This window comes from Camelimonas sp. ID_303_24 (assembly GCF_053543495.1).
Window position 1 is genome coordinate 44,860 of the sequence record NZ_JBLLJM010000009.1, and the last position, 13,508, is coordinate 58,367.

Annotated in this window: 9 protein-coding genes; 1 reads left to right on the top strand and 8 read right to left on the bottom strand. The window is 67.9% G+C overall.

Features of this window, described 5'->3' with window-relative positions:
* Positions 1 to 4 precede the first annotated feature (4 nt).
* From ACERNI_RS10245 to ACERNI_RS10260, 4 genes are all read right to left on the bottom strand, one after another.
* Positions 5 to 718 (bottom strand): ABC transporter ATP-binding protein, encoded by a 714-nt coding sequence (locus ACERNI_RS10245; RefSeq protein WP_448833195.1) that lies wholly within the window; start codon positions 716 to 718, stop codon positions 5 to 7.
* On the bottom strand, positions 715 to 1,485 hold the full coding sequence (locus tag ACERNI_RS10250) for an ABC transporter ATP-binding protein (RefSeq protein WP_448833196.1): 771 nt from the start codon (positions 1,483 to 1,485) through the stop codon (positions 715 to 717). Before ACERNI_RS10250 ends, ACERNI_RS10245 begins: the two co-directional genes overlap by 4 nt.
* Before the next feature lie 450 nt (positions 1,486 to 1,935).
* The gene (locus tag ACERNI_RS10255; protein WP_448833197.1) at positions 1,936 to 2,337 is read right to left on the bottom strand and encodes a response regulator; all 402 of its coding nucleotides are present in this window, start codon (positions 2,335 to 2,337) and stop codon (positions 1,936 to 1,938) included.
* A gap of 326 nt (positions 2,338 to 2,663) precedes the next feature.
* Positions 2,664 to 4,733 carry a 3-hydroxyacyl-CoA dehydrogenase NAD-binding domain-containing protein gene (locus ACERNI_RS10260; RefSeq protein WP_448833267.1) on the bottom strand — a complete coding sequence of 690 codons (2,070 nt, stop codon included), beginning with the start codon at positions 4,731 to 4,733 and terminating at the stop codon, positions 2,664 to 2,666.
* A gap of 555 nt (positions 4,734 to 5,288) precedes the next feature.
* Between ACERNI_RS10260 and ACERNI_RS10265 the strand changes: the two genes are divergently transcribed.
* A complete protein-coding gene (locus ACERNI_RS10265) occupies positions 5,289 to 6,014 on the top strand; it encodes a cold-shock protein (RefSeq protein WP_448833198.1) in 726 nt (241 codons plus the stop codon).
* A 148-nt stretch (positions 6,015 to 6,162) separates the two neighbouring features.
* Here the strand turns inward: ACERNI_RS10265 and ACERNI_RS10270 are convergent, their stop codons facing one another.
* From ACERNI_RS10270 to ACERNI_RS10285, 4 genes are all read right to left on the bottom strand, one after another.
* Positions 6,163 to 6,996 (bottom strand): hypothetical protein, encoded by an 834-nt coding sequence (locus ACERNI_RS10270; protein ID WP_448833199.1) that lies wholly within the window; start codon positions 6,994 to 6,996, stop codon positions 6,163 to 6,165.
* Positions 6,997 to 7,371: 375 nt separating this feature from the next.
* Complete coding sequence (locus ACERNI_RS10275; RefSeq protein WP_448833268.1) at positions 7,372 to 9,474, bottom strand: hypothetical protein; 2,103 nt, start codon at positions 9,472 to 9,474, stop codon at positions 7,372 to 7,374.
* 2 nt (positions 9,475 to 9,476) lie between these two features.
* The gene (locus ACERNI_RS10280) at positions 9,477 to 12,521 is read right to left on the bottom strand and encodes a DUF4159 domain-containing protein (RefSeq protein ID WP_448833200.1); all 3,045 of its coding nucleotides are present in this window, start codon (positions 12,519 to 12,521) and stop codon (positions 9,477 to 9,479) included.
* Positions 12,518 to 13,504, bottom strand: a complete 987-nt coding sequence (locus tag ACERNI_RS10285; RefSeq protein ID WP_448833201.1) for a DUF58 domain-containing protein — start codon at positions 13,502 to 13,504, stop codon at positions 12,518 to 12,520. The genes ACERNI_RS10280 and ACERNI_RS10285 overlap by 4 nt, the downstream gene beginning before the upstream one ends.
* Positions 13,505 to 13,508: the final 4 nt, after the last annotated feature.

The window sequence follows — 13,508 nt, forward strand, 5'->3', positions numbered from 1 at the left end:
CTCCTCAGTAGCCCAGATAGGCTTTACGAAGGTTCTCGTCGTCACGGATGTCATCCGCGCGCCCCGAGAACACAATACGGCCGGTTTCGAGCAGGTAAGCCTGTTCGGCGAGATCAAGAGCGATCTGGGCGTTCTGCTCGACGACGAGCATGCTGACCTTTTCCTTGCGGTTCAGCTCGCGGAAGATCTCAAAAATCTCGCGGGTGATCATCGGAGCAAGGCCGAAGGACGGCTCGTCCAGCAGCATCAGCTTGGGACGCAGCATGAGCGCGCGGCCCACCGCCAGCATCTGCTGCTCGCCGCCCGACAGAAGGCCCGCCTGCTGGGTGCGGCGCTCCTTCAGGATCGGGAAATAGCTGAACACCAGCTCGAGATCCTGGGCGATGCCCGCCTTGTCCGAGCGGGCCATGGCGCCCAACTGCAGGTTTTCCTCGACCGTCTGGCGGGTAAAGGTGCCGCGACCGTCAGGAACGTGGGCGACGCCAACGCGAACGATGTCCTCGGTTTGCTTGCGATTGATCTGCTCGCCATTGAGCAGGATGTCGCCAGAGCGCCGGATCATGCCGCACAGGGCGCGCAGCGTGGTGGTCTTGCCGGCGCCGTTGGCGCCCAGCAGCGTGGTGACGCTGCCCTGCTCGATGGAAAAGTCGATGCCGTGCAGCACCTTGGTCTGCCCATAGCTGGCGTGCAGACCCTTGACTTCAAGAAGTTTCGTCATTGGTCCGTCCCGAGATAAGCAGCGATGACGTCAGGGTTGTTTTGCACTTCCGCAGGCGTGCCCTCAGCGATCTTGCGACCGAAGTTGAGCGCAACCACCGTATCGGAGATCGACATGACCAGGCTCATGTGATGCTCAACGAGCAACACCGTGAGCTTGCGGTCGTCGCGCACGTGCTTGATCAGGTCGCCAAGCTCTTCCACTTCGCCGTGGTTCAGACCGGCTGCGGGCTCGTCGAGCAGCAACAGCTTGGGGTCGGCGGCAAGGGCGCGGGCCATTTCGACGCGCTTCTGGGTGCCGAACGGCAGATCGCCGACGCGCCGGTGCATGACCGACTGCAGGTCCAGATAACGAATGATCTGCCGGGCCTTGTGGTCGATTTCCTTCTCGGTGGAGCGGCTCCACGGCAACGCCAGAGCGTCGCTGATGTAGTCGCCGCGCGTCCGGCAATGGCTGCCGATGCGGACGTTGTCCAACACCGACAGATTCTGGAACAGCGCCAGATTCTGGAAGGTGCGGCCAATGCCGATCTCGGCGATGCGGTGCGCCGGACGCGAGAGAATGGATTGCCCTTCAAACAGGATGTCGCCGCTGGTGGGCGTGTAAAGCCTGCTGAGGCAGTTGAAGAGCGTGGTCTTGCCGGCGCCGTTCGGCCCGATCAGCGCATTGATCTGCTGGGACGGAAGATCGAACGAGACGCCGCTCAGCGCGACGATGCCGCCAAAACGGACGGCGACATCACGCACGGACAGTATGGGTCCTGACATGCTGGACTACCCGGCGCTATGAAATGTGGAAATGATGGCCGGAATAATCCGGACCGGATGAATTACGGCGCAGTGCGACCGTCCATTGCGTCTTGTCACGCACAATCCCCTCCCTGAGCCGAGCTGATCTTGTTATTTCGGCTAGCTATTCTCACCACAACCGCAGACGTTTGCAACCTGCCGGCCCGACAAACGCCCCTCACTTCCCCCAATCTTCTACAGGGCGACGCGCCATGGCAACCCTTGAACAAGCGCTCGTTCGGTAAATTCGTTGACAAATCCACACCGACATCACGGTTTTGTATCGGCCAGCGGGAGACGCCGGGGACAGCACAATCTTTCGCGCCCGTAAACCATGACGGCACAAAATTTCCGAATACTGGACAGAAATGACAATTCCTGTGGGCGACGGCTCCAGGGCGGGGGCCGGCGCCACAACCATGCCGCCTGTCAGAGGCGCGTGAGGAGACCCACCGGGCGCGGCGCCGGCGTCGCCCCGATGATGTGACTGCGCGCCCAGTCAATGGCGGCGGCGAACCCCGCGCTGGTGAAGGGCTTGGGCAAGGCCCCCAGCACGCGCTCCGCGCCGAGGTCGACGTGGTTGGCCTCGCTGGTCACGAACAGCACCGGAACGCCAGGGTCCGCGGCGATGGCCACGCCGAGGTCGGCGCCGGTCATGCCGTCCTGCAGGTTGACGTCGACGACGGCGAGATCCGGAGCCAGCTCCCGCGCCATGGCCAGGGCCGAGACCGAATCTCCGGCCACGCCGACCGGATCGCAGCCAAGCTCTTCCAGCAGCAGCTCGTATTCCAGCGCCAGCAGCGCCTCATCCTCGATGATCAGGACACGCAAGCGGGCCTCATTGCATGGGGCATGTCCAGGCGCGGCGCGGGGCCGCCTGGAACAGATGCATCTAATCGGGACCGGGAGCACAACCGGCCCCACCCATCCAGTTCACGCCAGGTTTCACGCTCCGGTCAAGTGAGCGTCGCGGCTATCCAACGGCGAAATCCGGAAGCGATATCTACTGGCGAAACTCACCAGCCCCTGGGCGCCGCCGGCCTGGCCGGTCCGCAACGTCGCTCCAGCTCCCGCCACAAAAAAGCCCGGCGCGGACGCCGGGCTGGTGGCTGGCGCGACGGCCGGCGCATGGCCGGTTCGCCGCGCGAATGCGCAGATCAGAGCTGGTGCAGCTTCTTGCCGTCCGCCGCGACCTTCTCCAGCAGGGCGGCGGGCCTGAAGTCATCGCCATGCTTCTGCTGGAATTCCTTCATCTTGGCCAGCACCTTGTCGGCGCCGATCAGATCGCCGTAGAACATCGGGCCGCCGCGGTAGACCGGCCAGCCGTAGCCGTTGATCCAGACGATATCGACGTCCGAACCGCGGATGGCCTTGCCTTCCTCGAGAATCTTCGCGCCTTCGTTGATCATCGGGTAGATGCAGCGCTCCAGAATCTCCTCATCGGAGATCTTGCGGCGCTCGATGCCCTGCTTTTTGGAGAAGTCGAGAATGATCTTCTCAACCTCTGCCGACGGCGTCGCGTTGCGCTTCTCGTCGTAGTCGTAAAAGCCCCGGCCGTTCTTCTGGCCGCGACGGTCCATCTCGCACAGCACTTCGCGCAGGGTGGACGAGGACGACTTGTCCTTCGACCAGCCAATGTCGAGGCCGGCCAGATCGGACATGGCGAACGGGCCCATGGGGAAGCCGAAGTCGTACAGCACGCGGTCGACGTCCCACGGCATGGCGCCTTCCAGCACCAGCTTGTTGGCCTCGCGCTGGCGCTGGGCCAGCATGCGGTTGCCGACGAAGCCGTGGCAGACGCCAACGAGCACCGGAACCTTGCCGATCTTCTTCGACAGCTTCATCACCGTGGCGATAACGTCCTTCGCCGTCTTGTCGCCGCGAACGATCTCCAGCAGCTTCATGACGTTGGCCGGTGAGAAGAAATGGGTGCCGATGACCCATTCCGGACGCTTCGTGGCCGAAGCGATCTCGTTGACGTCAAGATAAGACGTGTTGGAAGCGAGAATGGCGCCCTGCTTGACGATGGCGTCGAGCTTGGCGAACACCTCTTTCTTGATGTCCATGTTCTCGTAGACGGCCTCGATGACCATGTCGCAATCGGCGAGGTCATTGAGATCGAGGCTGGGGGTGAGCAGCCCCATGCGCTTTTCGACGTCCGCCTGGGTCAGGCGACCCTTCTTCGCGGTGTTTTCGTAGTTCTTGCGCATGATGCCGACGCCGCGATCAAGCGCGTCTTTCTGCATCTCGACGATGGTCACCGGAATGCCGGCGCTGAGGAAGTTCATCGAGATGCCGCCGCCCATGGTGCCGGCGCCGATGACGCCCACCTTGCGGACCGGCAGAACCGGGGTGTCTTCCGGCACATCCGGAATCTTCGCGGCCTGGCGCTCGGCGAAGAAAATGTAGCGCTGGGCGGCCGACTGGGAGCCGGTCATCAGGCCTTCGAACAGGCGGCGCTCTTCCTTCATGCCCTCGTCGAACGGCAGGTTCACAGCCGCCTCAACGCACTTGATATTGGCTTCCGGCGCATCGAAACCACGGAAGCGGCGGGCGTTGGCCTTGCGGAAAGCGGCGAAGATTTCCGGCTTGCCGCGGGCGGCCTCGACCTTGTCCTGCAGATCGCGGACCTTCTTCAGCGGGCGGTTCTCGGCGACCAGCTTGCGGGCGAACGCGATGGCGCCGTCACGCAGCTTGCCTTCCTCGACCAGCTCGTCGACCAGGCCGCTCTTCAGGGCCACGTCGGAATTGATGAAATCGCCGCTGGTCAGGTACTCCAGGGCGACTTCCGGGCCAACGAGGCGCGGCAGGCGCTGGGTGCCGCCGGCGCCAGGCAGCAGGCCGAGCTTGACCTCCGGCAGACCCACCTTGGCGGACGGAACCGCGACGCGGTAGTGCGCGGTGAGCGCAACCTCAAAGCCGCCGCCCAGCGCCGTGCCGTGGATGGCCGCGACCACCGGCTTCGGCGAATTTTCCATCAGCGCCTGGACGTCGAGCAGCGATGCGCCGCTCGGACCCTTGCCGAACTCGCTGATGTCGGCGCCGGCGATGAAGGTGCGGCCGTCACACAGCAGCACGATGGCCTTCGCGGCCGGATCGTTGACGGCGGCGGTGAAGGCATCGAACAGGCCGTCGCGCACCGGCGCGGACAGGGCGTTCACCGGCGGGGAATTCAGGGTGATGACGGCGACGTCGCCATCCAGGGTCAGGTCGGTAACTTTGTTGATGGCTGCCATCGCCATTGTCTCCCTTGCAGCTCCGGTTCGGTTGCCGCGAACAGGTCTCGCGGCGGCCGGAGCCAGTTGGTTGGATGCGCGCGATCAGAGCGGACACAATCGCTTTAGGCAACGACGTCGCAGAAGTCGAGATGACGCAGCAGGACAGCATGGAGAACGGGCGGAGAACTGACTGCAGACCTGGGGCGCCGGCAACGCGGGCCATGCAAACGGCGCGCATTGCATCCCAGTCTCGCGAAATCGGGTGATCTGCGGTGAAATGGCCCGCTACAGCGCGAAAGCCTCATCAGCAGCCATCGCTCAACCAGACAAAACCAGGGATCTTCTGCTGACGGTGACCGGAACAACGCAACTATACGCGCCACTGCCGCGCCTCAAAAGCATTCTGCCTCGCCGACCGTCGCGCGATCACTTTCGGGCAAGCGCCAAAAGTTTATGCGCCTGAGGGCATTTGCCCCCTTTCAACCGACGTTAAGTAGGGTTACTAATACGTTGGCCGCTCAAGTACCGACCGCGCCTTTGAACTTTTACAAGCTGAGTATCCGGATGAGCCGAGACAACGATTTTCGCGACCGCCGCCGTTCCCGTGACCACGCCCCTGATCCGTGGGCGCACGAGATGGCGCCTTCCATGCCATCCCGGCCATCCTTCTCCCGCCAGAATGACTTCGGCGGTCCTGAGGTTGGCGCTACGGTGAAGTGGTTCAACGCCCAGAAGGGCTTTGGCTTTGTCCAGCTGACCGACGGCTCGGGCGAGGCGTTCCTCCACATCCGTCCCGTGGAAGCCGCTGGCCACTCCACGCTGGAGCCCGGCACCACGCTGACCGTGCGCGTCGGCCAGGGCCAGAAGGGCGCCCAGGTCACGCAGGTTCTGGACGTTGACACCAGCACGGCGGAAGCTCCCCGTCCGCGCAGCGGCGGCTTCGGCGGCGGCGATCGCGGCGGCTTCGGCGACCGCGGCCCGCGCAGCGGCGGCTTCGGCGGCGGCGATCGCGGTGGCTTCGGCGACCGTGGCCCGCGTCGTCCCGGCGGCCGCTTCTTCGACCCGTCCGTTCTGGATGGCGTGCCGGAGGAAGCTGGCATCGTCAAGTGGTTCAACCCTGAGCGCGGCTTCGGCTTCATCGCTCTGGAGCGCGGCGGCAAGGACGTTTTCGTCCACCAGTCCGCACTCTCGCGCTCCGGCATTGATGAGCTGCAGGAAGGCCAGCAGGTCATCGTCAAGCTCGTCGAAGGCCCGAAGGGTCCAGAGGCTGGCTCGATCCAGCTCGGCTGATAGCGACTGGCTCCGCCCTTCCCCGGGGAAGCGCGAAGGCAATCCGGATCTGCAGAAAGGCGCGACATGGTCGCGCCTTTCTTGCGTCTGGCGATGCCTGCCTGTGGAGATGGCTGACAGCGCCGCCGCCAGCGGAAACTGCGACGGTTCAGCCGCCGAACCGCCGCCAGACGCCAACAACGATTCCCCGCTCCCGCCAGGACGCGCCGCCGGCCCAGGTTCCCAGCACGCCGGCCTGCAGCGTCCAGACCGGCGACAGCTTCCACGCCAGCGACGCCTGGGCCTTGTGCGATGATCCGCTGCGGCCGCCCGGCGCGCCGGAGCCGCCGACGGGAAATGTGCTGAAATTCTGCAGCATCAGCATCAGGCGCGGCGTGAGGTGGACGCCCAGGGTGGCGTCGAACACCGCCTCCCCGTCGCTCCGCCCCGCCTCCCACCGTGTTGCAGCCTCAAAGAAATGACGGTAGCCGGCCTGCACATCGATGAACCACGGCTTCCCCACCAGATGAAACTGCCGCAGCCACAGCAGGCGCGCCTCAACCTCCGCCGCCCGCCGCATGACCGGGCTGGCGATATCGCTGGCCAGGGCGCCGCCGCGTCCCGAAAGCTCCAGTGAAACCACATCGCGCGCGCCCTGCAACAGACGGGCGCGAAAGCCAAGGCGCGCCGAACCGCCAGCCTCGACCCTCCGCCCCGCCGCAAGCGTTACGTCATCACCCGCCGCAACGCTCGCGAACCGGCTGACGGACTGGACTGCAAGGCGGGGCGAAAACAGGATGGTCAGACCATCCAGCAGACCGTACTCGGCCAGACCCTCGATCTCATCCTTGCGGAATGAGCCGTTGCCTTGTCCGCCCCTGCGCGCGCCCTGGGTGAATGTTCCAGTGGCAATGATCTGCGCCGCGCCAGGCATGAGCGTCGGCGCAGCGGCTCCCGCCGGCCAGCCTGACGCCAGCAGGACAGGCGCCGCCAGGGCGGCCATCCCATATCGCCGAACGCGCTCCCCCATCACGCCACCATTGCGCCAGCCCGAACCAGACCTGATTCATCGCGCATACACCATGTAAATACAAGAATATTTGAATATTTTTGTTGTATTTTTCAATAAATTTATAATTTAAGATGATTCAGTAAATCAAAATAACATCAAGTTGCTTAATCAGTATTTTGCGATTCAAATATTATTTAAGCGCGATTAATCAGATTTATTGAACGACAATTACAGCCACTGTTGCCACCTGCACGATCTGTCATGGCAATTGCGTTGATCTGACGCCACGGCTGGGACTCCCGCCAGGACGCCAGGTCGCGCCGGGGGCGGCTGCGGCGCGCCGGCGCGACCTGGCGTCTGACCTGGTCAGGAGCGGACGCGGCTGCGCCGGCCTTCACCCACCCACACCAGCAACAGCGCGCCAAGGGCGAGGCCAAGGGCGGCGAAGCCAACGCCAAGGGGGGTGCTGGAGACGCCGCGCACCACATGGCCATCGCGGGGCCTCAGACCAATCCAGTCCGGTCCGGACAGCGTCCCGCTGCGCGCCATGATGATGCGCGGCGTCGCCAGGGGCTGGTCGCCCTGCTGCAGGCGCCGCACATCGCCGCCGCTGGCCTGCGCCAGCGGCCGCAGCCGGCCTTCATCACTGAACACGTCCGCCAGTTCACGCGGGTTTTGCGGTCCTGTGGCCACGAACGCCAGCAGATCGCCGGAGCGCAGCCTGTACAGCCCCTGGCGGCCAACCGGCATGGCGCCCACATATTCGCCGGGCTTGCGCAGCGTCAGGGCGACGCGACTTTCAACCCCATCCGGCGCGGTGACCAGAACGGGCTCCGGCGCATCGCCCATGGTCTGGCGGGTGATGCGGATCTCACCGCCGCGCGCCTCGGCCCGCAACGCTTCTTCTTCAAGTTGCGGCTCGCGCATCAGCCAGTGGCTGACGCGGCGCAACAGGTCGAGATAGGGGCCGCCGCCCTGGAAATTGCGCGCCCACAGCCAGGCGTGATCGGACAGCAGCAACGCCACGCGGCCGCGCTGCTCGCGTTGCAGCACCAGCAGCGGCTTCTTCTCCGGGCCATCCAGCACCACGGCGCCGCGATCGACCTCCGCCCCCACCAGGCGGGCCCAGGAGCCCCAGTCCGGCGCGGCGGCGTCGGCGCCTGGCAGATCGCGCGTCACCGGATGACGCTTGCCCGGTCCGCTCAGCGCCGGCCGGTAAGGCGTCTCGCTCACCTGCCCGTCCGGCATGGCGGGCAAAACCTCGGCCAGCGGCGTGCGGGCAAGGCTGGTGGGGCCGGCGAATTCGGGCCCCGCTGACACCAGCAGCGCCCCGCCGTTGCGAACATAGTTGACGATGTTCTGGTAGTAGGCGGACGGCAGCACGCTCTGGTTGGCGTAACGGTCGAAGATGATCAGGTCGAAATCGCGAATCTTCTGCTGGAACAGCTCGCGGGTCGGGAATGGAATCAGCGACAGCTCGTTGATCGGCACGCCGTCCTGCTTCTCCGGCGGGCGCAGGATGGTGAAGTGCACCAGATCGACGCTGGCGTCGGATTTGAGCAGGTTGCGCCAGGTGCGCTCGCCCGGATGTGGCTCGCCGGAGACCAGCAGCACGCGCAATTTCTCGCGCACGCCCTCCACCGCCAGCACGGCCCGGTTGTTGGCCAGGGTCAGTTCGCCGGCCAGCGGCTCAACCTCGATCTCGATGACGTTCGGGCCAGCGTGATCGACCCGCACGGGAATGTCCACGGGCCGGTTGGTGGCCAGCGTCGCGGCGCCAAGGGCAAGGCCATCGCGGCGCAAGGTGACGCGCGCCGTTCCGGGGCCGCCGCGCTCAACGATCTCCGCGCGGATTATCATGTCCTTGCCGACGATGCCGAAACGCGGCGCCTGGGTCAGGGCGACGCGGCGGTCGATCTCCCGCCGGCTGCCGGTGACCAGCGCGTGAAACGGCGCGCCGGCGAAGCTGGCGGCGACTTCTGCCGCCGCCGCTGCGTTGGCCGGGGCGTCGTGAGCGACGCCGTCAGTGATGGCGATCACGCCGGCAACGCGGCCGGCGGGCGCATCGGCGAGCAGGCCGCCAAGGGCGCCGACAAGCTGTGTGCCCTCGTCGCCGGCGCCGTCCTTCACCTCGACCACGCGGCTTTCAATATTGGGCAGCGCGTCCAGCTGCCGCATCACGGCGGCGCTGGCGGCGTCGGTCTGCGTCCGGCGGTCGGCAAGGGTTTGTGAGCCGGAGCGGTCGACGACAACGGCGACGATGTCCTTCAGCTTCTCGCGGTTCTCGGTCACCAGCGACGGGTTGGCGAGGCCGAGCAGCAGCAGGCCGAGCGCCAGGGCGCGCAACAGCGCGACGGGGCCGCGCGCCCGCCAGCCGGCGAGGCACAGCGCCAGGCCAATGACGCCAAGGGCAGCCAGCGCCTGCCAGGGCAGGAACGGCGAAAAATCGATGCCGGAGGCGGCGACCATGTTCACTGGCCGAGCCTCCGCAGCAGCGCGGGAAGGTGCACCTGGTCCGCCTTGTAATTGCCGGTGAGCGCGTGGATGACGACGTTGACGCCAACGCGCAGGGCCAGTTCGCGCTGGCGCTCCTCACTGTCGTGACCGTCGGTGGTCAGCGGCGCCATGGGCAGGCCGCTGGCGTCCACCGCCCAGGCCGCCGCCCAGTCGTTGGAGGTGATGATGACTGGCGTGACGCCGTCGCCGCCGCGCGCTGGCGCCCGCACGCCGTCGGCCCGTTTGGGCAGCGCCTCCACCCAGGTCTGGCCACGCGTGTAACGGCCGGGGAAATTATCCAGCAGGTAGAAAGCCTTGCCGAGAACGTGATCTGGCGCCGCCGGCTCCAGCGCCGGCAGGTCCAGGGTGCGCAGCATCCGTTGCAATTGCGCGCCTTCCGGCGTGGTGACGCCGGGGCGCGCGGTCATGGCGTCGCGGGTGTCAAAAATGACGAGGCCGCCGCCCTTCATATAGGAATCGAGCTTGCGCAGGGCGGCGGCGTCCGGCAGCGGCCGCCCGGCCACCACCGGCCAGTACAGCACCGGATAAAACGCCAGCTCGTCGGTGGACGGATTGACGCCGGCCGGCGCGGCTGGCTCGAAGGAGGTGCGCAGCGCCAGCGCCTCGCCCAGGCCAATGAGGCCGGCGCGGCTGATGGCGTCGACCTGGGCGTCGCCGGTGATGACATAGGCCAGCCGGGTTGCCATGGCGGCGTCGAGATCACGCGCCGTGAAGCCGCTGGCGGCCGCGCGCGGCGGCGACGGCGGCTTTGCCGCAGGCTGCCGGGCGCGCGGCGACGGCATCTGGCCGGGCGCGCGCCAGCTGTCGGGAAGCTGGTATTGCGGCGTGTTCAGCATGCCCTGGGCGCGCGCCGGTTCCGGCGTGGCGGCAAGCCACAGCCCCGCCAGGGCGGCCAGGGCCGTCAGCGCGGCGGTCCGGGCCGGACGGCGGCGCATCAGGCCGCCGCCGAGCAGCAGCGTGGCGAGGCAGTCGGCCAGGAACAGGCCCAGCGCCAGCAGCAGCAGCGGATCGCGCAGGTCACGGGCGGTGCGGGCGGTCAATGAACGGGCGTCAAAGCCGCTGAAATCGATCGCCGCCAGCGCATCGCCCGCCTCCAGCACATTGACGGCGCGACCAGCGGCGACCGGGCCGTAAAAACCGGCCGGATGGGAGAGGCTGGCGCGACCGGCGAAATCCGCCGCCACGCCGCGCGCTGTCGCCGGCGGATCACGCCACAGGCCGAAACCGTCCAGAATGCGCCGGGGCGGCAGCGCCGCGGGCTGGGTCGGCGCCTGGACGACGCCCTGTTCACCGGCTTCCTCACCCGCGTTCTGACCGGCGGGCGGCTCACGCTCCAGGGCGGCGGCATCGGGCGCCATGGCGACGATGCGCTGCAGCATCTGCACGAAGGCGCCGGACATGGGCAGACTGGACCAGGACGGGTCGGCTGTGACGTGGAACAGCACCAGCAGCCCCTCGCCATCGCGCCGCGCCGTCACCACCGGCGTGCCATCGGCCAGCGAGGCCCAGGTGCGGCCAGGCAGATCGCCATCCGGCTCCGCCAGCAGCTGGCGCCGCACGGTGATCTCCTCCGGCGCGTCGATGCCGGCGAACGGCCCCTCGCGGTTGAAGGGCGCCAGGGTTTTCGGCGTCTCCCACGACAGGGCGCCGCCAAGATTACGGCCATCGCCGCGCAGGCGCACCGGCAGCAGGCGATCGACCAGATTATAGGCGCCGGCGTCGCCCGGCGCCCCGACGTCCGGGCCGCCGGTCGCGGCGAGCCGGGGGCCGGCAAAGCGCACCAGCACGCCGCCAGTGCGTACCCACGCCTCCAGCCGCTGGCGCATCGCCGGTTCGAGGCCGCCTACGTCCGCAAGGATGATCACCGAGGCCTGCTCGTCAATCAGCGCGCCAATCGCCGCCGAGGCGCCCATGCGCGGCTCGCGAATTTCCGCGGTGGGGGCCAGCGCCCGGTCGACATACCAGGTGGGCGACAGCAGCGGTTGCGCCAGATCCGACGTGACGCCGGTGACAAGGCCAACGCGGCGACGCTGGTTGCGCCGGTCGAGCAGCGCCACGGCCTGGGCGGTCTGCTGGCCAACGATATCGAGGCGGGCGGCGCGATTGCGCATCTCGATGGGCAGATTGATGCGCGCCTGGGTTTCAGCCGCGCCGGACGCCAGGGCAAATGCGCCCTCACCCAGCGGCAGGCCGCGCATGTCAAAGGCGCGCACATTCCCCTGGATCGCACCGGGCGCGGCGGCTGGACGGATGACCCGCGCCTCCAGGCCCTCGGCGCCATTGACAACGCCGGCGAGCGCCAGTGCGGCGGCGGGCGCATCGCCATGGACGATCAGCCGGCCGCCTGAGGCGTCGGTGAGATCGCTGGCGAACTGGCGCGCGGCGGCGGCCTGGCCGCCGGCCACCGCGACGCCATCGCTGATCCAGACCACGCGGGCTCCGGGTTGGGATTGCAGCCAGGCGCGGATGTGGTCGCGCCAGGCCAGACGGTCGGGGGCGAAGGCCTGGGGGGCGAGCGCGCCAAGCCGGCGCAGAACAGCGGCGGCGGTTTCCGGCGCCTGGGGAGCCGGGGCTTCGGCCGTGGCGAACAAAGCGATGGGCGCGCCAGCGCGACCGGCTGCTTCCACGAGCCGGCTGGCCAGATCGACCCGCGTCGCCCAGTCGTGGGCGCTCGCGGCGCCGCTGTCGATCACCAGCGCCAGCGGCGCGCTGGCCTGGCCGGCGGCGTCATCGCCGGCGCGCGGGTTCCACACCGGCCCGGCCACCGCCAGAATCACGCAGGCGGCGAGCAGCAGGCGCAGCGCCGTCAGCCACCAGGGCGTGCGGGCCGGCGTTTCGCGCCGCGCTTGCAGGTGTGCGAACAGTTTCAGCGGCGGAAACACCAGATGGCGCGGGGCCGGCGGCGTGACGCGCAGCAGCAGCCAGATGGCCGGCAGCGCGGCCAGCGCCAGCAACGCCAGCGGCGCGGCGAACGACAGGCTGGCCAGCCACCCGATCATGCGCCGCTCCCGCCAGAACGCGGGGCGTCCGGGTGCTGCGCCAGCGGCGCCCCCATCAGCGTCAGCAGCCGCAGGGCCGCCTCACTGGCCGGCCGGTCGGTGCGGTGCAGGGTCAGCGACCACCCCCAGCGCGCCGCGATCGCCGCCAGCTCCGCCCGGTGGCGGGCCAGAGCGGCGCGGTAGCCATCGCCCCAGCCGCTGGCGTCGCCAATGCGCAGCCGTTCGGCGCCGTCGGCGGTTTCCAGCATGATCTGGCCAGAGAACGGGAAGCTCTCTTCGACGGGATCAGCGATCAGCACCAGATGCCCCCGCGCGCCCTGGTGGGCCAGCGCGCCGATGCGCGCCGCAAGCGCTTCCGGCGGGTTGAGAAAATCGCTGACCATCACGATGGCGGCGGCGCGGGCGACGCTGACCCCGGGGGGGAGATCGGGTTGATCCGCCCCGGTTTCGCGCAATTGCAAGGCGCAGGCGCCAGCCAACCGCTCCAGCGCTGTGGGTCCGCCGCACGTCTGGCCGGTTCCCAGAAGGCCGACGCGCTCGCCAGCCTGGGCCAGGGCGCCGGCGAGACCAAGGCCGAGCGTCAGGGCGCGACCCGCCTTGCTCTCCATGGCGAGGCTGGAGCGAAAGCCCATGGAGGACGACAGGTTGGCCCACAGCCACACGGTCTGGGCCGCCTCCCATTCGCGCTGGCGCACGTGCAGCCGGTCGTCGCGACCGGAGCGGCGCCAGTCAATCCGCGCTGCGGATTCACCCGGCGCATAGGGGCGGAACTGCCAGAAATTCTCGCCAACTCCGGCGCGGCGGCGGCCGTGGACGCCGGAGACGGAAGCCGCGACCCGCCTCGCCTCCAGAACGATGCGCGGCAGGCGGTCCGCCAGGGCGCGCGCCCGTTCGACGGCGCCCGGCGCGGCCGCAGCCTCGCCCTGACGCCCTGACGCCAGCAAGCCGGCGACGGAAACGGCCTGCGCCCTGACGCGCGCCATCGGC